Below are 19,849 nucleotides of genomic sequence, written 5' to 3' on the forward strand. Positions count from 1 at the left end.
CATGTCCACCGCATCCGCATGCCTCTCCATGTGCATGTTCATGCTTCTCTTCTGGTGTACGAACTTCTACCTCACCTCTATACCCTGTATCAATTCTACTTAATGTTACGCCACTTTCAACACGTGTTGCAATTTGTCTTACACGTTCTTCTACGCGTTTTTCATCGCTTTCCTTTGTATGTACTTCTATTTTCTTTAACATAAAATTAAGATATGCTTCATCAAACATTTTATCATTTTCTAAAGCTCTCTCTATTTTAGCACCACAGTTTGCACAATCAATGCCTTCAATTCTAAATACAAATTTCATCTTACTCCTCCTTTCATATGAATGATTGCTCACATATTATTATAATATGCAGACCATCGCCTTTTGTCAATACTTTTTCTATTTCCCTGTTATTATGTTCATATTTTTGTTAGAATACTAATTGAAAAATATTTTGAATATCACATACAAGGAGGCTTATTATGTCTAATACATTAGTAAATGGACTCATGTCTTTCATTGATCAAAGTCCATCTATGTTTCATGCTGCAGATACAATTATTAGTCAATTAGAATCAAATGGATTCTCTTACTTAGATCCATCTTCAAACTGGAACCTTGAAGTAAATGGTAAATACTATGTAACTTCTAATCAATCTGCTGTTATTGCCTTTATTGTAAACAGTACTGCTGTTGAAAATGAAGGATTTAAAATTGTAGGTGCACATACAGATGTCCCTGGATTTAGAATTAAACCAAACCCTCAAATGACTACTGAAAGTTATGTAAAATTAAATACTGAAATCTACGGTGGTCCTATTCTCAACACATGGCTTGATAGGCCACTTTCAGCTGCTGGCCGTGTAGCACTTAAATCTGACAACGTACTTAGACCAACTATTAAATTAGTGGATCTTGAAAGACCACTTTTAATTATTCCTAACCTGGCTATTCATATGAACCGTGATGTAAATAATGGTGTTAAACTTAACGCACAAAAAGAAACCCTCCCAGTTGTTTCTTATGTTAAAGAAAAACTTGAAGGGAATATCATACTTGAAGAGGTTGCTAAAAAACTTAATGTAGCTCCTTCTGACATTCTTGAAATGGATTTATTCCTTTACCCGACAGAAAAAAGCTGTATGGTAGGTTTAAATGAAGAATTTATCTCTGCATCTCGTCTTGATGATCTTTCTATGGTTTATAGCGGACTCCATGCCCTTTTAAACAGTTCTTCAGCTTCTGGTGTTAACGTACTTGCATGCTTTGATAATGAAGAAGTAGGCAGTACCTCTAAACAAGGTGCAAACTCACCATTTTTAGGAACAACTCTTGAACGTATTGCAGTAAGCCTTGGTAAGTCACGTGAAGACTACTTTAGAGCACTTGCTCATTCCTTTATTATCTCTGCTGACGTAGCTCATCTTCTTCATCCAAACTACCCAGAAAAATCTGATCCAACTAACAAAGTACTTCCAGGTAATGGCCCTGCTATCAAGTTAAGTGCTAGCTGTAGCTATACAACAGATAGTGATTCATTTGGTGTATTTGCTCACCTTTGCGACAGCAACAATATTCCTTATCAAGTATTCGTGAACCGTTCTGATGAGCGTGGTGGTTCTACAATTGGACCTGTTACTGCCTCACACGTTGCTATCCGTTCAGTAGATATTGGTACACCTATGCTTAGCATGCACTCTGCTCGCGAGCTTATGGCATCAGCTGACTTTATTCATACAACATCTGCAATGCTTGCTTTTTATAATCTGTAATTTAATTGGTAATTATTTGTTAACAAATCGCTATATACAGTTTCATAATTTAATTGTATGATATTAAAGGTGCAGGTATAGTCCATAAACTAGGAGGTAGGCACATGAATAAAATACTCGTATGTATTACTATCCAAGAAAACAGTAAACGCCTTATGAAAAAAGGTTATGATCTTGCTAAAAGCAGTGGGGGCGAACTCCATATCCTACATATCAGGCATGGTGAAACTATTTTTGAGACGCCAGATAGTAGCCAGCTTTTTGAAGAACTTTTTATCTATGGCAGTGAACTAGGTGGCCAAGTACATTTTTTATGTAGCACTGATATTCCTCATACAATTAGTGATTTTATAACGCAAAATGCTATTACACACCTTGTTATAGGAAAACCACCAGTATGTACAAACGGACTGGCTCCTAATGTTTTTGAAAAGCTTATATCTCTTCCTAAAGATATTCAGCTATGTGTATTAGATAGAGAAAACCATTAATTATTATGTACCCGAAAGGATTGTTTAAGATATGTATTCACATTATATCGATGTTGGTCGTTTAGAGATGATTTGCGGTCCTATGTTCTCAGGAAAGTCTGAAGAACTTATTAGACGCCTTAAACGTACCATTTTAGCTGGGATGCCAACGATTATTTTTACTCCAAAAATCGATAACCGTTATTTAGAAAATCATATTTGCTCTCATGATGGCAAGCAACTCGAAGCTGTGCCAATTAGCCATATTGAGGAAGTACTTGAACATGTTACTGATGAAACAAAAGTAATCGGTATCGATGAAGTACAATTTTTAGATGGTGAAATTGTAAGTGTAATTATGAAACTTGTAAACGAAGGTAAACGTGTTATCTGTGCTGGCCTTGATAAAGACTTTAAAGCAGAAAGCTTTGGTCAAATGCCTGAACTTTTAGCTCTTGCTGATGATGTTACTAAACTTACTGCTATTTGTATGAAGTGCGGTAGACCAGCTAACTTTACGCAACGCTTAATTGGAGGTCAACCAGCATCTTATAATGATCCGCTTATTTTAATCGGTGCTTCTGAAAGCTATGAGGCAAGATGCAGATTATGTTATAAAATAGATAAATAAAACCAAAAATAAGACGAGCCTTGACAGGGCTCGTTTTATTTTTACACTTTTTTATAGTAGGCTATTATTTTTATGTAGTGTTTGTGGTATACTATATAAGATAAATTTCTAACTGCTAAAATATAGGAGTATTGTCATGAATACATTAATGATTACTGATGTTAACGCCCTTCATACTGCTGCTGACATTTTAAAAAATGGCGGTCTTGTTGCTGTTCCTACAGAAACAGTATACGGACTTGCAGCAAACGCGTTAAATGAACAAGCTGTATCTAATATTTTTAAAGCTAAAGGTCGTCCAAGTGATAATCCTCTCATCATACATATTGCGGACTTAGAAATGCTTAACCCTCTTGTTAAGAGCATTCCTGATAAGGCACGTCTGCTCATGGAGCACTTTTGGCCAGGTCCTCTTACACTTATCTTTGAGTCTTCTGATTTAGTACCTGTTAGTGTACGTGGAGGCTTATCTACTGTTGCCATTCGTTTTCCATCTCATCCGGTTATACAATCCCTTATTAAGATGACAGGTTTACCACTTGCAGCACCTTCTGCAAACACATCAGGTAAGCCAAGTCCAACCAATGCTCAAAGAGTATTTGAAGACTTAAACGGAAAAATAGATGCTATTATCGATGGTGGTCATTCTTCTGTAGGTCTTGAATCAACAGTTGTCGATATGACTGGATCTGTTGCAACCATTTTAAGACCAGGTGGCATTACAGAAAAAATGCTTAGAGATGTACTAGGTGAAGTAGTCATGGACCCCGCTTTATTAAGTGTAGATGCCAAAGCTACCCCTAAAGCACCAGGTATGAAATATACTCACTATTCACCTAATGCAGATGTAGTCATTTATAAGGGAAATAGCCAAAAGGTTGTAGATGCTATCAACAAACGTCTTTTAGAAGATGCACAAAATGGTATTCGTTCTAGTGTATTATGTGATGATGAAACTAAGACATTATTTAAAACGACTCATACTATTAGTTTAGGAAGCCGCAATCACCCTAATGACCTTGCAGCGCATTTATTTGAGTCACTAAGATGTTTTGATGATTTAGGCATGCAAAAAGTTTATGCACTTGCTTTTTCTGAAGATGGCATCGGCAGTGCAATTATGAATAGATTGGAAAAATCAGCAGGACATCATATTATTGAAATTTAGCTAAGTTTACATGCACTAATGAATTAATCTCTTAGTGCGTATACTATACAATAACAACTATGAATTTGACGGAGGATTTTTTTATGTTAGCACTTGCTTGTGACCATGGTGGTTATGAACTTAAACAGGAAATCATTAACTACCTGAACTCAAAAAATATTGAGTTCATTGATTTTGGATGTACATCAACTGACGCTGTAGACTATCCTGAGTATGGTAAAAAAGCTGCTCATGCCGTAGCTAGCGGTCAGTGTGATAAAGGTATTATTATTTGCGGTACAGGTATTGGTATTTCTATCAGCGCTAATAAAGTACCTGGTATTCGATGTGCATTATGCCACGATTGTTTCTCTGCTGCTGCAACTCGTGAACACAATGATGCAAATATGCTTGCTCTTGGTGCACGCGTTATCGGTGTAGGACATGCACTTAAAGTTGTAGAAACTTTCTTAAATACACCATTTTCAAATGATGAACGTCACATCAGACGTATCGAACAAATCGAAAAAGAATTCTAGGAGGATTTTATTATGAGTAAAGTATTTATTATGGATCACCCATTAATCCAACACAAAGTATCACGTCTTAGATGCATCGATACAGGTTCAAAAGAATTCCGCGAACTTGTTAGAGAAATTTCACAACTTATGTGTTTTGAAGCAACAAGAGACCTTCCTCTTGAAGATTATGAACTTGAAACACCAATTGGAAAAGCAACTGGTAAACGTATTGCTGGTAAAAACTTAAGCATCGTTCCTATTCTTCGCGCCGGTCTTGGTATGGTTGATGGTATGCTTGACCTTGTTCCAACTGCTAAGGTAGGTCACATTGGTCTTTACCGTGACCCTGAAACACTTCAACCAGTAGAATACTACTGCAAACTTCCTCAAGACATCCAAGAAAGAGATCTTTTCGTTCTTGATCCAATGCTTGCTACAGGTGGTTCTGCAGTTGCAGCTGTACAATTCATCAAAGATAAAGGTGCTAAAAACATTAACTTCCTTTGCCTTATCGCAGCTCCAGAAGGTCTAAAATGTCTTCAAGAAGCTCATCCAGATGTAAACATTTACGTTGCTTGCCTTGATGAAAAACTTAATGATCACGGTTATATCGTTCCTGGTCTTGGTGATGCTGGTGACCGTTTATTCGGTACAAAATAAGACATTTCATAAAAAAGGTGCGTATATTAGCTTCATATAATAGGTTATATGCGTACCAAAATTCTTATTTCTACCTCATTGCAATCGCACAAACTGCTCAGCATGGTACTTTACGGCTGGTGCTACACTCTCTGTGAACAATCAACCTTGTAGTTTATGTGCGAAACTTATCATTAATATGGGCATTTCGCATATTATTTATGAGGGTGATTATCATGACGAGTTATAGCAGTAACTCCTTCAAGAGTCTGATATTCACCTTACTCCATTTATAAGTGACCATAAGACTACATAAGTTAAGGAGATGAAAAGCATGAATTTTGCTAGTCTATATATAATGGCCTTTGTGTTAGCATTTTTAATTTCATTTGCAATGACACCTGTAGCCAAAAAAGTCGCCTTTAAAGTAGGCGCTATCGCAAATCCTAGAAAACGTGACATGCATAGCAAACCAATTCCACGTATGGGTGGTATTGCTATTGTGGCAGGCTTTATGATTACTTTATTTATAAGTATTCAATTTATTACGGTATTAGATTGGAAACAAGTTATCGGAATTACGTCAGGGGCACTTATTATCTTCCTGCTGGGCTTCTTTGATGATATTTATGAACTGAGTGCTAAGCTTAAGTTCCTTATTCAAATTCTAGCAGCAACGATTGTTGCCTTATCTGGTGTATCTATACCTTTCATATCTATCCCATTCATTGGAAATGCACCAATGTTCTTAGATATGCTTTCTATACCTATTACAGTTATTTGGATTGTAGGAATCACCAATGCCGTTAACTTTATTGACGGTCTTGATGGCTTAGCTGCTGGTGTTTCTTCTATTGCCTCTCTTTGCCTTATGGTTCTTTCTATTTATAGTGGTTATCCTATTGCTATTTTACTTACAACCATTTTGGCTGGATCTTGTTTAGGCTTCCTTCCATATAACTTTAATCCAGCTTCTATTTTCATGGGTGATACAGGTTCTACTTTCCTAGGATTTATCCTAGCTGTAACGTCTATACTTGGACTTTTAAAAAGCTATACAATTGTTACAATCGTTGTGGCCGTTCTCGTACTTGGCCTTCCAGTATTTGATACAGCTTTTGCTATTATTAGAAGACTACTTGCAGGCAAACCTATTACGGCTCCAGATAGAGGACACCTTCATCACCGTCTAGTAGATAGAGGATATAGTCAAAAACAGGCTGTTATTACACTCTATGCCATTAGTGGTGTATTTGGCCTCTCAGCTATTGCTGTAGCCAATCATGATTTTAGATTTATTGTAGCTATTTTCATTATTATGGGACTACTTCTTTACTTCAATTTGAAGATTATGTCTTCTCATAATGATAATAAAAAAGATTAAACAAAAAAGCACCTATTCCTAGGTGTTTTTTTTTATAAAAATACTCTATCTCCCTCCTCCCTATAATGCTATAATTACCTTAAATTAGTGTTGTAAACGAAGGAGTTAACAAGTATGCCAGATACCATTACCCACTACCTGTTCGGATTAGATCAGGCAAAGAATATTATAGACTCTCCCCTCTATAAAATGATTAAAGATAACCGTAACCTTTACTTTATAGGTCTCCAAGGCCCTGATCCTATGTATTATCATGCTGCTTACAAAAAACATAATCATTTTAAAGTAGCTTCTCTTATGCATCAAGATCATACTGGCTATTTTTTATCTTCTGCTCTCTGCTTTGCTAAGAAGCACATAGATACTCCTGAGCTGTTTAATCCTTGTATGGCTTATATCAGTGGTCTTATTTGTCATTATGCGCTTGATATTACAGCACATCCTTATATTTTCTATCTAGGCGGACGCTATAGATTAGACGACCCTTCTACTACTAAATATCAAGGACTGCATAAGCGTATAGAAGTGGCTATTGATGCCTTACTTCTAGAAGAGAAATTCGACCGTAAAGCACATACTTTTAAAATCCATAAGCATATTCTTAAGAACCTTAGCTTACCACCTATTATCTTAGAGCTTTATGAGGAACTTCTCTTTTCTATTTATGCTATTCCAAATGGTGGACAGATTTTCAAACATTCTTATGAGGATTTTAGAAACTACTTTAGGCTTACTTATGATAGAACAGGCCTTAAAAAGAGCCTGGCTGTTACAGCTATGCCTCTTCTGCCTTCATCTATTGCAACCTTAGCACCAACTTTCTCTTATCATGACTGCGTTGATGAATTCACAGATTATCTTAATACCAAAAAAGCCGTATGGCTTCATCCTGTAACAGGTAATGTCTATACTTACAGTTTCCATGATTTATTAAGAAATGCACATAAACTGGCAACTACTCTCCTCCTAGGTGCATATAACTTTATTAATTCAGAAATCTCTTTAGAAGAACTTGAAATGCTTCTTCCAAACTTATCTTACCTTACAGGTCTTAGAACTTCTGATACACGTCCAATGCAATATTTTAAATTTTAATAGTTAAAATAGCCTTTATTGGAAATTAGAATAGAGTAACTTAAAAGGATTGCCACAAAACTTAGTAAATAGTCTTGTGGCAATCCTTTTAAAGTTTATCAATATATTTTACAATACTTTTGTGAATCTCAATATTCGATTCGCTTTTGCGTACATCTTCTAGGAAGTCTAATACTTTAACTGCTTCTACATCCATATCTAACATAGAAGCTATACGAAGTTCGAAGAGTCTTAGGTAGATTTCTCCTTCCCTCTCCCATTCCTCATATGTATTAATATTGCGGTTAATAGTATCTAGAATGTTATTTAAGATGTTTATAATTTGCTCAATAATATTATCATAGAAAAGCTCTACTGTATCTACTCTTATAAATAGATCTGCTAGTCTATTCATTAGCTCATTCATAATATAAGCTGTTTGTTCTTTTCCTAGTTTCTTCTCTAAACCTTTTAAATTAACACCTTTATAAAATCTCTCTTTATAGAATGTAAGAAACTTCTCTAAGTCTCCTGCATTACAATCTGGCTCTATAGCAAATAGGATTCTAAAGAATATATTCCACTGGAATTCATCATTGACTGTCTCTTGGATGAAATGTGCAATCTTATTACTAAATGTATCCTCTAAGTTACATTTTCTCATAAATTCTATCTGACTTGTAAAGTCTATTTCTTTATGCTCAATCTCATTAAGCCTTGCAAATACACCTACCATCGTTTCATTGTACACATCATCATTATCCCCTAATACATTTCTAAATACATATTTTACAATAGTATCACAGGATTTTCTAAAGTCTACAAGAATCCCTATACTCTTTTTAATTTTTAAAGCGAATAAATCATAGAGTGCTTTTGAAAGAAGCTGCTCCATCTGCGCCTTACGCCCTCTCATACTTGTTGCATCCCCTCTATCAAACTGATTAGAGATAAGCAGAAGCTGCTGGTCTATAGTAGTTAAACTGTTTTTAATAGAGCTCATAATATCTTTATAGAAACGGTCTGCAATAATATAATTATAATTTTTATAGATAACTTTATGTTCAATCTCACTCCAGAATATATTAACTAATGATTTAATCTGTACCTCAAAATTAATACATCTATCATCAAATAAATATTTGCCATCTATGCGGTACATCTTCATACCATTTTTTTGACTTTTAGGCTGCTTACTGCCAAGCTCTAATAGTACATTAGGATTACCTTCTGGGCTAGAGTAGCCTTCATACTCTGTAGATGGGACATTGAAGTATTTACGTAATAGCTTATAAATCGTACTTTCATCACCTATGAATCTGCACTCTATACGAATACCTATAAGATCTGATAAATGGTCAAACATGCCTTCTACAGTCTTGTACTTTGTATAATAATCATAACGAAGAATTTTTTCTTTTAAACTTTGTTTTGATTTAACACGAGAATTAATATTTAAATAGCCTTCATTGCTAGACTCAAGCATGTCTTCAAAGAAATATTCTAATTCTCTACTTGCAATATCTAAATTAATTCTCATGCCATCTAAATGGTCTAATACTTCATTAATAAAACTAAACATTTCTAGTTCCATTTTTTATACCTCTCTTTATCCGTGCTTTATGAAACTTTCTAGCTTTATTATAAAAGGTAGAAATAAATGCACTATGACGATTTTTTTAATATCATAGTGCATTTTTATCTAAGCTATTTACATATTGTTAATATTTGTTAAAGAAACATATTCCAATCCCACTTAGCCCTAAATGGGCGCTTAGTACACTGCCTATTCCAGTCTCTACAAACTGTACATCCCCTAACCGTTCTTTTAGCATCTCTCTAATGGTATGAAGAAGCTCTGTCTCCTCTGCATGAACAAGTCCTATTGTCTGTTGCTTATAATCACTAATACGCTCTTCTACTGTATCGACAAGTTTAGTAAGTAGTTTCTTCTGACCACGCACTTTCTCATAAACTTCAATAAAACCATCATTCACATGAATAAGTGGTTTAATATTAAGCATATTACCTAATATGCCCTCCGCCTTGCTAATACGCCCACCTTTTACAAGCCAGTTTAAATCTGTCAAAGTAAAAATATGTTCTGCATGATCTGCTAAAAATCTAATACGTGCTAATATCTCATCATAAGTAGCACCTTCATCTCTTAATCTTGTAGCTTCCATAGCCATAAATCCTATACAAATAGAACCCGATTTGGAGTCTACTGCTGTAAAACGGCATTCTGGATAACGCGTACTCATCTCTTCCATAAGTATATGTACTGTCTGATACGTTCCAGACATTTTCCCTGAGAAACTTATATAAATCACATCATCTTTGTTTTCTCCACAAGCTTCTAATTTCTTTATAATATCCCCTGGGAGTGGCTGTGAAGTTTGAGGCATTACCCCTTGTTTCATGGCATCATATACCTCTTGCACTTCAATTTCTTCTTTATCTGCATACTCTTTATCTTCAAGCCTTACTCTTAAAGGTAGCCAATCTATTCTATGTTCTTTTAAAAAACGCTCTGGAAAGTCACAAGTACTGTCAACTAGTAATTTTATCATGTCTGCACCTCTTTCTTTCATTTGCATTTAGTGTAACCTAATTATATAAAGATTCTATTAATTAATAGCATATCTTGCACTTTATAGTAGATAATTATTAATTTATGAATTATAATACAAAAGTGAGATTATTTTAAATTAGGTGATGATATGAAAAAATATAATTTTCCCCATATTCTTGCAACCATATACTTCGTTTCTTTATTTAATATATCTTTTCTCTACTTTTCAAGACATAGGCAGCATGCTTATCTTATCTTTATGTTTACTTTATGCATATTTAGCGTACTTATTGTGACTTTAAGTATCTATAGTTTAGATGCACATAATTCATCCCTATTATGTGTAATAGGATGTATGAATGGGACAAGTATACTTTTTATGACACTTGCGCTTCCTCTTACTTGGGTTGAGTGTTATACAAAAGCACTAACTCCATCTCTAGCTAACTCCCTCTTTATACAATCTTTTAGCATTTTTGTTCTTCTTTTCTGTCTTGCAACTCTACTTGTATTTAATTACTTTGATCAGCCTCTTATACGCAAAAAAGTTTGCTATAGCTACATGTCTTTTACTTTAATTATTTTTACAGTCTATTTAATGGTTAATCATACTTTAACACATCCTAATAGTGTTCCTTATGATTACTTTATATTTTGCTTAGTTATTCTACTGATTATTAGCCTCTTAACTGTTTTTGCTAGCATACATATTGCAAATAAGAAAAATCTCCTTAAGGAAAGGAGTAATGCCTTTGTATTAGTACGTCTAACTTTGCTTAGCCTTACTATTATTTTAAGTTATGGTCTGAGTTACTTTATACCTAAGTATCCTTATATGGTCATACTGCTTACATGCGTCTTTCTCCTCTTTAAAATTATTATGAGTGATTCAATCCTCCAACATTCTCAAAGACTTATGACCAAATTAGAGCTTCACCACAACAATACTAAGCTTATGAATGCTTATTTAACCCATATGTCACATGAACAAGAAGTCCTTACTCAGCAATATCATTATATTGATACACTTTACTCTCAAATGATGTTTTTTTACCCTAATGCTCTATTCATTATAGTAAATCAAAATATTTATCATGTTAATGAAAATGCTAAAACACTTCTTAAATATCAAGATTTAGATCTTATTATGAATACTTGTTTTATGGATTACATTGCACCCGATGATCGCCCAATAGTAGAAGAGATTGTTCATTCATTGTATAGATGCATCATTGAGTTTGAAACTGTAGATGTACACTTTATTACCTCTACGGGTGAACTTATTGATGTTGAGCTCTATCTTACACTTTCCCATGATAATAAAGTCCGTGCTATTATTGCCTCTGCGAAGGATATCTCTGATAAAAAACAACGTGACCAACTTCAACAAGCTATAGAATTTGAGAAAATCAAAGTAGAGTTTTTCTGCACTATTTCACATGAATTAAAAACCCCTGTGAACATTATCTATAGTGCTACACAGCTTCAAAATAACTTTATTAACAATCATGAGTATGACAAAATTCCTCATTATAATACTATGATTGAACAAAATTGTATGAGACTCTTAAGACTACTTAATAATTTCTTAGATATTAATAGGCTAGAAAGCCATTATTTTAATATCTCTCCACGTACACTAAACATTGTCATGCTGACTGAAAATATATTAGACTCCATTCTTCCTTATACAGAGCGTAAAAATATTACTGCTATTTTTGATACTTATGAGGAAGAAGTCTACTGTACAGTTGATCCTGATCTTATGGAAAGAATTCTTCTTAATTTATTCTCGAATGCAATTAAATATGGGCATGAAGATGGGCATATTTGGGTAACTGTTACGCTAGAAACAGGTTACGCCCATATACATATTAAAGATGACGGTGTGGGTATCCCTGATGAGAGTAAAGAACTTATATTTGAACGTTTTACACGTATCGAAAATGGTCTCATCAGAAAAGCCGAAGGGGCTGGAATCGGTCTTTCTCTAGTAAAATCTTTTGTTGAACTTAATAAGGGCTCTATAGAAGTAAAAAGTAAAGTAAACCAGGGCACAGAATTTATTATTAAATTTCCTATTGAAACGAATCCTACCTTACTACATGACCTAGATTATACTTATATGACAGGTAGTGATAAAGTAGATATTGAGTTCTCTGACCTTTATATGGATTAAACGAATTATGAAACAAATAAAAAGCTCCCTATTTAGGGAGCTCTTTTTATAGTTAAATATGTTTATTCTGCTACTTTAAGTCCTGCAATTTTAGCAAGTTCTACAATGGTAGCTTTTGATATTTTTTTACCTTTGTAGTCAATAAGGTCATCCATGCTTCCATTAAAGATATCTGCTGGTTCATACTTTTTAAGGATGATTTTTTCATCATCTACAAAAATTTCTAATGAATCTTTCTCTTGGATATTAAGGTTTCTTCTTAATTCAATTGGTAATACAACTCGTCCTAACTCATCGACTTTTCTTACGATCCCTGTTGATTTCACTTAAATCCTCTCCCTTTTAAAAAATATTGTCAACCCATGTAGATTTTTCTAATTTCTGTAATAATAAAGTACCATAATTAGCAATAAAAGTCAATTGATGTTTTGTAAATTTTTATCGATTTTTTAGATTTTTTTATCAATTCATTAATATAATATTGTATTACTGCATAATTCGTACCTATTATTTTTATATTTTTTTATTTTTTTGTCGAATTTCCTGCTTATAGTATTTGTAGTTCTTAATTTGATTCCCATTAATTGATTTTTTTACCATGTAATTTGTACCCTTTTTGTGTAAAGTTTGTCCATCTTGCTGCATATAGTTATAGAGACAAGTCTATTTTATTATGTGTAAGGAGCGATATTATGCTGAATTATCTTTGGGGAGCTATGATTATCTTCTCCATGCTTATGGCTTTATTCGGTGGCCATATGCAGCAGATGACGCAAAGCATATTAAATTCAAGTCAATCTGCTGTTGAAATCTGTATTTCCTCATGTGGCGCATTAGCCATGTGGATGGGGGTTATGCGTATTGCAGAAAATGCACATCTTATAGATGCTCTTGCTAACCGCATGACACCCATTCTTAACTTTTTATTTCCTGATGTACCTCGTAACCATCCTGCCCGTAAATATATTGCCACAAATATTATAGCTAATTTTTTAGGACTTGGTTGGGCTGCTACACCTCCTGGACTTAAAGCAATGATAGAGCTTCAAAAACTTAATAAGACCCATCCTACAATTGCTACCCATGCCATGTGTATGTTCCTTATCGTCAATATTTCTACTGTCCAGCTCGTTTCTATTAATATAATTGCCTACAGAAGTGCATATGGTTCTGCTAATCCTACAGAAATTATAGGCCCTTCTATTATTGCTACAGCTCTTTCTACCCTTGTAGCTATTACCTTTGCAAAATGTATGTATAGGAGGAATGATTAGATGAAGTTTCTCGTAACCTTATCAGATTTTCTTGTACCTACTGTTATGTTTCTCATCGTTGTCTATGGACTTATACAGAAAGTAGATGTATTTCAATCTTTTGTAGATGGTGCAAAGGAAGGTGTTAATGTAGTCCTTTCTATTCTTCCAACTCTTGTTGCACTCATGTTAGGTATAGCCATGCTTAGAACTTCTGGTGCCTTAGACGGGCTCGTAAGGCTACTTAGCCCTCTTGTCTCATTCTCTAGTTTCCCAACAGAAGTTATTCCTGTTGCCCTTATGCGCACTGTCTCTTCTTCTGCTTCCACAGGGCTTATTCTTGATATTTTTAAGAATTACGGTCCCGACTCCTTCATTGGCAGGCTTGTATCTATCATGTTTGGATGTACAGAAAGTATTTTCTATACCATGTCTGTTTATTTTATGTCCATTAAGATAAAAAACAGTCGTTATACTGTTGTTGGTGCTCTTCTGGCATCTCTAGTGGGGATTACCATGTCTTATCTACTAACTGTCTACCTTTTCGGCGTATAAACTATTTTTTTTTAAGTCAAAGATGGTATAATATAACTATAATTTATACAAAGGAAGGATCCGAAAATGTTCGATAAACTTAAATCTTTATTTTCCCAAAAAGATGATGTATACGAAGATGAAGTATTATACCATAAAAATGGCAATATCATGTATGAAGGTGCTATGAAAGGTCCTATGTTTCATGGAACAGGTAAGCTTTATAATGAAGCAGGTAAACTTATCTATAAAGGTGAATTCAGAAGTGGTGAACCACATGGTCATGGCATAGCCTATTTAGACGACTGTGAGTCTTATGAAGGTGACTTCTATAAAGGGGAACAAACTGGAAAAGGTGTTTATCATTGGGCAGATGGCTCTTATCATAAGGGGGCTTTTCTAAATGGCGTACGTGAAGGCAAGGGTATTTTCTATACTGCAGAAGGTACTATTTTTGAAGGTACTTTTATGAATAACAAGCTCCAAGGATATGGTTCTTGCACTTTCTCTAATGGTAACTTCTATGAAGGTGAATTTAGAGATGGCGTTGCTACAGGACGCGGCAAACTTACACTTGGTGGCATTGGCACTTATGAAGGTGATGTAGTAGAAGGTGTCCCTCATGGTAAAGGTACTTATAACTATGAAGATGGTTCTATGTACCGTGGTGATGTAGTACAAGGCCAACTTACTGGCAAGGGTATGAAAGTTTTTGCAAATGGTCATAAATACATAGGTGAATTTAAAGATGGTATGATGCATGGTGAAGGTATGTATGAAGAAGATAACGGTACGAAATACCAAGGCATCTTCGAAGAAGATTACATGTTAAGTTCTACTCACGGCAGTGTTATGCTCCCAGGCATTGGTATGTATGAAGGTGAATTAGTAGATGATAAGCCAAATGGTAAAGGAAAAATTAATTTCCTCCAAGGAGGTTCCTACATCGGAGAAGTTGTAGATGGCCATATTACAGGTCATGGCACACTCCACTATCCTAACGGCCATAAATATACTGGTGACCTTGTAGATGGCAAAATGCATGGAAAAGGTACCTATGAAGACGAAGAGGGTAATAAATATATAGGATTATTTGAAGATGACTATATGATAGAGCGTCTTGCTTAGTCCAAAATATATAACACAAATATGTACTATACTCCATATACTATATTGAAATATAATTTTATTTCAATTATTAGTATAGGAGGGAAGTACTATGCCAAACAACAATAGATGGCGTAACTATGGTTTATGGGCTGCCATTGCTGCCTTTATTCCGCTTCTTCTTTCTGGCTTAGGTATTCAAATTATTCCCGACGGCTATGAAGAGATTGTTAATGCTTTTCTAGGTATTTTAGTTCTAGCAGGAATTATTAGCAATCCTACTACAAGCAGCAAATGGTTCCAAGATGACACGAACAAGGAAGAACTAAAAGATAAAAAATAATAAGCTAAATTTTTCATCAAAAAATAAGCTAGATTGAGTTCACAACGCTCAATCTAGCTTATTTTTTATAAACAGAGAGTATTCTTCTGCACAAGGACATTGCCCATAGCAGATGCTTCAGTTGTCCCTTTAATAACCGCTTTGTGTGTTGTTTGTTTTACCACTTCACATAGATGTGCATCCTTTGTTCCGCCACCTACCATGCGAATAGTACTTATTTCTTCACCAATTAATTCTTCAAACTGGTGAACCGTCTCTTGATAAAGTTTCCCTAAGCCGTTATACACAGCTGTAGCCACTTCACCTATACTTTCTAACTGCACATTATATTTTTCTTTACATGCAGCAATAATTTCCTGTTCCATATTGATAGGTGCCATAAAGCGTTCATCTACTATATCAATAGCATACTCATGGTTTACTTTGCGTGCCTCTTCTATAATATCTGGGAAATCTACTTTTAAACCTTTATCATTTAGACATTTTTTAAGTTGTTGTAAAATCCATAGACCATTAATATTTTTTAGAAGTCTCACCTTGCCTTTAGCACTTCCCTCATTGGTAAAGCCACTTAATCTAGCCTTCTCTTCTAATTGAGCCTTACTTACTTCAAGCCCCATAAGGCACCATGTACCACATACAAGATACATTTCATCTTCCTTTTCAATCTCAGCTCCTACTACTGCTGAAGCTGTATCATGGCTTCCTACTGCTATAATAGGAATAGGACCAAGACCTGTTTCTTCTTGAATAGCTTTTGTAAGTGTGCCTACCTGTGTACCAGGTTGTACTAACTCACACATTACGTTCCTATCAAGATTCAGCTTATCAAAAATTTCTTTGCTGTAGCCTTTTGTCTCTACATCAATAAGTCCACTTGTTGAAGCAATAGTTGCTTCATTATACATTTTACCTGTAAACAAATAGCCTAATAAATCTGGTGTAAAGAGCCACTTCTTACCATGATTTTTAATAATAGAATTATACTTCTTATCATAGTAAAGCTGATAAATAGTATTGAAAGCTGCTTTTTGTATACCTGTTATACCATATAATGTTTCTTCAGATATAATGCTTTCTACTTCATCTATTACTTTTGCTGTTCTGCCATCTCTGTAATGAATAGGCAGATTAATCATCTGCCCATTCTCATCAAGCCACGCACCATCCACCCCCCAGGTGTCAATCCCCATGGATTGAATGCTTACATCTTTTCTTAAGGCTACTTTCTTTAAGCCCTGTTTCATTTCATGAAAGAGTCTTGGTATATCCCAATACATAGTTCCATTCATAACAACAGGGTCATTAGGAAAACGATGTACTTCTTCTAGTTCTATCTTTCCCTCTTTATCAATACCTAGCATCAACCTTCCACTTGATGCACCTAAGTCAAATGCAATGTAAGCTTTATTCATAGTGGCAGCCTCCTAAGCTTTTTTGTAAAGTGGTCCGTAGTTTTTACATGCTCTAAAGTCTGCACCTTCCATATCCTTTGTACCAAATGCACTCCAAACTTTTGGTCTAAAAATACGTTCTTCTGATACGTTGTGCATTGCTACTGGAATTCTAAGCATTGAAGCAAGTGCAATTAAGTCTGCTCCAATATGTCCATAGCTAATTGCACCATGGTTAGCAGCCCATTCATTCATAACACTATAGACATCTTTGAATGCACCTTCACCTGTTAAGATTGGAGCAAACCATGTTGTAGGCCATGTTTGGTCTGTACGTTTGTTAAGTGTATCATGTACATCAGCTGGGAGATCAACTGTGTAACCTTCAGCAATTTGAAGAATTGGTCCAAGTCCTTTAACCATTGATACACGGCTCATAGTTACAGGCATACCACCTTCTGAAAGGAAGCATGATGAGTAACCGCCCCCTCTAAAGTATTCACGGTTAGCTGATGGCCAAGTTGTAGCATCAAGACAAGCCTTTACTTCTTCATCTGTAATGTCCCAGAATTGTTTCATAACAGGTTCTCCATTTACATCTTTTTGTTTACCTGTTGCATCAAGTGTTGTTGCTCCTGAGTTAATAAGGTGGATAATACCGTTTGCAGCTCTACCTTCTAATTTATGTCCTGTTACACGTTCAACTGCTTCAGGACTCCAATATGTACGCACATCTGAGAAAATTTGTGATCTACCTGTAAGTAGGTGACCAAATAACATAGGTACACCGTTAAGTGCATCATTTTCTGTTGCTACAACAAAAGCTTCACGTGTGCCATTCCAATCAAATGATGAATTAAGGATAGCTTCCATAAAGTCACCATTAGGTTTATAATCTGTCCATTGTCTTTGGCCTTGGAAACCTGCAGCAATGGCATTGTGTCCATTTGATTCTTCAATGAAACCTTTTTCAGCAAGTTTTTCATTCCCCACCATAAGGTCACGGCAAATAAGTGTCATTTTTACAACGAATTCCCAATCAGCTTCTTTACCTGCTGCATCTTTAACAAGATGAGGTTTATTAATTTCTATACCTTCTTTACAATTTGCTTTTACCCATGCAAGAGCTTTTTCATACTCATCTTTATCGTAAATTTCAAGTTCAATACGTCTCATAATTTCAATCATATCTACATACTCTGTTCTCATTCCTAAGTAGTCACTAAAGAAATGTGGATCTACAATTGAACCTGCGATACCCATAGATACATTACCAATTGATAAGTAAGATTTATTTCTCATATGTGCTACAGCAAGACCTGCTTTAGCAAAAGTTAAGATTTTAGCCTCTACATCAGATGGAATTGTTCTATCATCTGCATCTTGAACATCTTTTCCATAGATTGAGAATACTGGAAGACCTGCTTGAGCATGTGCTGCTGCTGCAGAAGCAAGGTATACAGCACCTGGTCTTTCGGTTCCATTAAAGCCCCAAATTGCTTTAAGTCTATGAGGATTAAGGTCAAGTGTTTCAGCACCATAACACCAGCAAGGTGTAACTGTAATAGAGATATCTACATTTTCTTTTTCGAATTTGGCTTCACATGCACTCGCTTCTGCTACTCCACCAATTGTAGTATCTGCAATAACACATTCTACTTTCTCACCATTTGGATGTCTAAGTGTCCCTTCAATAAGCTCAGCTACTGCTTTTGCCATAGACATTGTTTGGTCTTCTAATGATTCTCTAACGCCTTCTCTTCTGCCATCGATTGTTGGTCTAATCCCGATTTTTGGTAATTGTCCTTTTAAACGATATGTATTTGCCATTTTAAGTTCCCCCTAAATTTTCAAATTATAATTTTGAATGTCTTTGTGATTCATTCCTTTAATTAATTTTACTAAACGGTTAACTTCATGTTGTGAAAGCTCTTTTCTCCATATTTTAGATTGTGCAAAATTTATACAGTATTTGTATGGATTTATCTTTTTTTTGTTTGTTTATTTTTTATATTATCATCTTAATTTTTATTATGCAATATATTTATATATAATTTTAATAATATATTTAAAAATATTTATTTTTCTGTTATCATCTATTTAATTTATAGTCACACTTGCCTATTATATACAATTTATCTAGATAACCTTATATAATCTAACTACTTTCTATAAATAAAATGGTTCACCAAACTGCTTAAGTGTTTTCTATTAAATTTATTTCTTATATATTTTTTAGTATAGGCTATTACAGGTATTAGGGCCTGATGATTAGATTATTCTAGTATTTCTTATCGTAAACATGTTGTCTTTTGTGGTTTTCTATTTTTTATTACAAAACTCTTTTTAGCTTTACAATCTCCTTTTTAAACTAATTTTTATTTTATTGCAATAATTTTATTTTTATTTTTAATAATTTTATATAAAATTATTTTATTTTTTAATTTTGCATTGTATAATACATACATTAATTTCATCTAAGTTTATTCTAGGGGGGAACTTGTATGACTAAAAAAATTGACTATGCCATTGGAATTTTAATTGCATTATTTATTTGTATTTTATGGGCACTTCCATTGTTTAATGTACCTTTATTGAACTTTATTACCATAAGCCTACTTGTAGTTTTTTCTACCCTATATATGCTTTATATCAAAACTACACAGTTCATCTATCTATCACGTATACTTATTATTCCTTTAGTTCTTTGGTTCGTAACAGCTAAAGATAGCCTTGCTTTTATTAATGTTATGGGATTTATATGTGTATTTGTTTGCTGTCTATCTGCACTTATACGCTATCTCCAAGCAGAAAAAAGAGTGCTGTAAACTAGAAAT

At 34.5% G+C, this 19,849-nt stretch carries 20 protein-coding genes; 14 read left to right on the top strand and 6 right to left on the bottom strand.

The window, feature by feature from the left end:
- Positions 1 to 310: cation transporter (locus ACLTBU_RS03450; RefSeq protein WP_412217536.1), on the bottom strand; the 310-nt coding region annotated here is incomplete at its 3' end.
- A gap of 161 nt (positions 311 to 471) precedes the next feature.
- On the opposite strand from ACLTBU_RS03450, the gene ACLTBU_RS03455 reads away from it, so the two are divergent.
- The 8 genes from ACLTBU_RS03455 (at position 472) to ACLTBU_RS03490 (ending at position 7,648) form a co-directional block, all read left to right on the top strand.
- Positions 472 to 1,761, top strand: a complete 1,290-nt coding sequence (locus ACLTBU_RS03455) for a M18 family aminopeptidase (RefSeq protein ID WP_337530828.1) — start codon at positions 472 to 474, stop codon at positions 1,759 to 1,761.
- Positions 1,762 to 1,865: 104 nt separating this feature from the next.
- Entirely contained in the window at positions 1,866 to 2,252 is a 387-nt protein-coding gene (locus ACLTBU_RS03460) for a universal stress protein (RefSeq protein WP_249331760.1), read from the top strand.
- Between the two features lie 31 nt (positions 2,253 to 2,283).
- A complete protein-coding gene (locus tag ACLTBU_RS03465; RefSeq protein ID WP_177670581.1) occupies positions 2,284 to 2,862 on the top strand; it encodes a thymidine kinase in 579 nt (192 codons plus the stop codon).
- A 136-nt stretch (positions 2,863 to 2,998) separates the two neighbouring features.
- Complete coding sequence (locus tag ACLTBU_RS03470; RefSeq protein WP_412217539.1) at positions 2,999 to 4,030, top strand: L-threonylcarbamoyladenylate synthase; 1,032 nt, start codon at positions 2,999 to 3,001, stop codon at positions 4,028 to 4,030.
- A gap of 83 nt (positions 4,031 to 4,113) precedes the next feature.
- Positions 4,114 to 4,548, top strand: coding sequence for a ribose 5-phosphate isomerase B (gene rpiB, locus ACLTBU_RS03475; RefSeq protein ID WP_177670577.1), 435 nt, complete (start codon positions 4,114 to 4,116; stop codon positions 4,546 to 4,548).
- 12 nt (positions 4,549 to 4,560) lie between these two features.
- A complete protein-coding gene (gene upp, locus ACLTBU_RS03480; protein ID WP_177670575.1) occupies positions 4,561 to 5,190 on the top strand; it encodes a uracil phosphoribosyltransferase in 630 nt (209 codons plus the stop codon).
- A gap of 313 nt (positions 5,191 to 5,503) precedes the next feature.
- Positions 5,504 to 6,553, top strand: a complete 1,050-nt coding sequence (locus tag ACLTBU_RS03485) for a glycosyltransferase family 4 protein (RefSeq protein WP_177670571.1) — start codon at positions 5,504 to 5,506, stop codon at positions 6,551 to 6,553.
- A gap of 114 nt (positions 6,554 to 6,667) precedes the next feature.
- Positions 6,668 to 7,648 carry a zinc dependent phospholipase C family protein gene (locus ACLTBU_RS03490; protein ID WP_412217541.1) on the top strand — a complete coding sequence of 327 codons (981 nt, stop codon included), beginning with the start codon at positions 6,668 to 6,670 and terminating at the stop codon, positions 7,646 to 7,648.
- 88 nt (positions 7,649 to 7,736) lie between these two features.
- Here the strand turns inward: ACLTBU_RS03490 and ACLTBU_RS03495 are convergent, their stop codons facing one another.
- Together ACLTBU_RS03495 and ACLTBU_RS03500 are read right to left on the bottom strand one after the other, a co-directional pair.
- A complete protein-coding gene (locus ACLTBU_RS03495; RefSeq protein ID WP_412217543.1) occupies positions 7,737 to 9,221 on the bottom strand; it encodes a GTP pyrophosphokinase family protein in 1,485 nt (494 codons plus the stop codon).
- A 127-nt stretch (positions 9,222 to 9,348) separates the two neighbouring features.
- Entirely contained in the window at positions 9,349 to 10,200 is an 852-nt protein-coding gene (locus ACLTBU_RS03500; protein WP_177670566.1) for a DegV family protein, read from the bottom strand.
- A 357-nt stretch (positions 10,201 to 10,557) separates the two neighbouring features.
- Between ACLTBU_RS03500 and ACLTBU_RS03505 the strand changes: the two genes are divergently transcribed.
- Entirely contained in the window at positions 10,558 to 12,381 is a 1,824-nt protein-coding gene (locus ACLTBU_RS03505) for an ATP-binding protein (RefSeq protein ID WP_412217545.1), read from the top strand.
- A gap of 62 nt (positions 12,382 to 12,443) precedes the next feature.
- Here the strand turns inward: ACLTBU_RS03505 and ACLTBU_RS03510 are convergent, their stop codons facing one another.
- Positions 12,444 to 12,707, bottom strand: coding sequence for an AbrB/MazE/SpoVT family DNA-binding domain-containing protein (locus ACLTBU_RS03510; RefSeq protein ID WP_177670562.1), 264 nt, complete (start codon positions 12,705 to 12,707; stop codon positions 12,444 to 12,446).
- A gap of 366 nt (positions 12,708 to 13,073) precedes the next feature.
- Here ACLTBU_RS03510 and ACLTBU_RS03515 point away from each other — a divergent pair, with 366 nt between their 5' ends.
- The 4 genes from ACLTBU_RS03515 (at position 13,074) to ACLTBU_RS03530 (ending at position 15,618) form a co-directional block, all read left to right on the top strand.
- Positions 13,074 to 13,655 (top strand): nucleoside recognition protein, encoded by a 582-nt coding sequence (locus tag ACLTBU_RS03515; protein WP_412217546.1) that lies wholly within the window; start codon positions 13,074 to 13,076, stop codon positions 13,653 to 13,655.
- Complete coding sequence (locus ACLTBU_RS03520; protein WP_412217548.1) at positions 13,656 to 14,189, top strand: spore maturation protein; 534 nt, start codon at positions 13,656 to 13,658, stop codon at positions 14,187 to 14,189. It begins immediately after the preceding gene.
- A gap of 66 nt (positions 14,190 to 14,255) precedes the next feature.
- On the top strand, positions 14,256 to 15,296 hold the full coding sequence (locus tag ACLTBU_RS03525) for a hypothetical protein (protein WP_412217550.1): 1,041 nt from the start codon (positions 14,256 to 14,258) through the stop codon (positions 15,294 to 15,296).
- A 91-nt stretch (positions 15,297 to 15,387) separates the two neighbouring features.
- On the top strand, positions 15,388 to 15,618 hold the full coding sequence (locus ACLTBU_RS03530) for a hypothetical protein (RefSeq protein ID WP_412217552.1): 231 nt from the start codon (positions 15,388 to 15,390) through the stop codon (positions 15,616 to 15,618).
- Between the two features lie 65 nt (positions 15,619 to 15,683).
- On the opposite strand, the gene ACLTBU_RS03535 is transcribed toward ACLTBU_RS03530, so the two are convergent.
- Complete coding sequence (locus ACLTBU_RS03535; RefSeq protein WP_412217553.1) at positions 15,684 to 17,033, bottom strand: rhamnulokinase; 1,350 nt, start codon at positions 17,031 to 17,033, stop codon at positions 15,684 to 15,686.
- 12 nt (positions 17,034 to 17,045) lie between these two features.
- Positions 17,046 to 18,842 carry an L-fucose isomerase gene (locus ACLTBU_RS03540; protein WP_412217555.1) on the bottom strand — a complete coding sequence of 599 codons (1,797 nt, stop codon included), beginning with the start codon at positions 18,840 to 18,842 and terminating at the stop codon, positions 17,046 to 17,048.
- 674 nt (positions 18,843 to 19,516) lie between these two features.
- On the opposite strand from ACLTBU_RS03540, the gene ACLTBU_RS03545 reads away from it, so the two are divergent.
- The gene (locus ACLTBU_RS03545) at positions 19,517 to 19,840 is read left to right on the top strand and encodes a hypothetical protein (RefSeq protein WP_177670551.1); all 324 of its coding nucleotides are present in this window, start codon (positions 19,517 to 19,519) and stop codon (positions 19,838 to 19,840) included.
- The last annotated feature ends 9 nt before the right edge of the window (positions 19,841 to 19,849 follow it).

Source organism: Zhenhengia sp., from assembly GCF_046966505.1.
Taxonomy (GTDB): domain Bacteria; phylum Bacillota; class Clostridia; order Lachnospirales; family Cellulosilyticaceae; genus Zhenhengia; species Zhenhengia yiwuensis.

Coding starts and splice junctions, on each gene's coding strand:
- ACLTBU_RS03455 (WP_337530828.1), top strand. CDS start 472: ATGTCTAATACATTAGTAAATGGACTCATGTCTTTCATTGATCAAAGT.
- ACLTBU_RS03460 (WP_249331760.1), top strand. CDS start 1,866: ATGAATAAAATACTCGTATGTATTACTATCCAAGAAAACAGTAAACGC.
- ACLTBU_RS03465 (WP_177670581.1), top strand. CDS start 2,284: ATGTATTCACATTATATCGATGTTGGTCGTTTAGAGATGATTTGCGGT.
- ACLTBU_RS03470 (WP_412217539.1), top strand. CDS start 2,999: ATGAATACATTAATGATTACTGATGTTAACGCCCTTCATACTGCTGCT.
- rpiB (WP_177670577.1), top strand. CDS start 4,114: ATGTTAGCACTTGCTTGTGACCATGGTGGTTATGAACTTAAACAGGAA.
- upp (WP_177670575.1), top strand. CDS start 4,561: ATGAGTAAAGTATTTATTATGGATCACCCATTAATCCAACACAAAGTA.
- ACLTBU_RS03485 (WP_177670571.1), top strand. CDS start 5,504: ATGAATTTTGCTAGTCTATATATAATGGCCTTTGTGTTAGCATTTTTA.
- ACLTBU_RS03490 (WP_412217541.1), top strand. CDS start 6,668: ATGCCAGATACCATTACCCACTACCTGTTCGGATTAGATCAGGCAAAG.
- ACLTBU_RS03495 (WP_412217543.1), bottom strand. CDS start 9,221: ATGGAACTAGAAATGTTTAGTTTTATTAATGAAGTATTAGACCATTTA.
- ACLTBU_RS03500 (WP_177670566.1), bottom strand. CDS start 10,200: ATGATAAAATTACTAGTTGACAGTACTTGTGACTTTCCAGAGCGTTTT.
- ACLTBU_RS03505 (WP_412217545.1), top strand. CDS start 10,558: ATGAATGGGACAAGTATACTTTTTATGACACTTGCGCTTCCTCTTACT.
- ACLTBU_RS03515 (WP_412217546.1), top strand. CDS start 13,074: ATGCTGAATTATCTTTGGGGAGCTATGATTATCTTCTCCATGCTTATG.
- ACLTBU_RS03520 (WP_412217548.1), top strand. CDS start 13,656: ATGAAGTTTCTCGTAACCTTATCAGATTTTCTTGTACCTACTGTTATG.
- ACLTBU_RS03525 (WP_412217550.1), top strand. CDS start 14,256: ATGTTCGATAAACTTAAATCTTTATTTTCCCAAAAAGATGATGTATAC.
- ACLTBU_RS03530 (WP_412217552.1), top strand. CDS start 15,388: ATGCCAAACAACAATAGATGGCGTAACTATGGTTTATGGGCTGCCATT.
- ACLTBU_RS03535 (WP_412217553.1), bottom strand. CDS start 17,033: ATGAATAAAGCTTACATTGCATTTGACTTAGGTGCATCAAGTGGAAGG.
- ACLTBU_RS03540 (WP_412217555.1), bottom strand. CDS start 18,842: ATGGCAAATACATATCGTTTAAAAGGACAATTACCAAAAATCGGGATT.
- ACLTBU_RS03545 (WP_177670551.1), top strand. CDS start 19,517: ATGACTAAAAAAATTGACTATGCCATTGGAATTTTAATTGCATTATTT.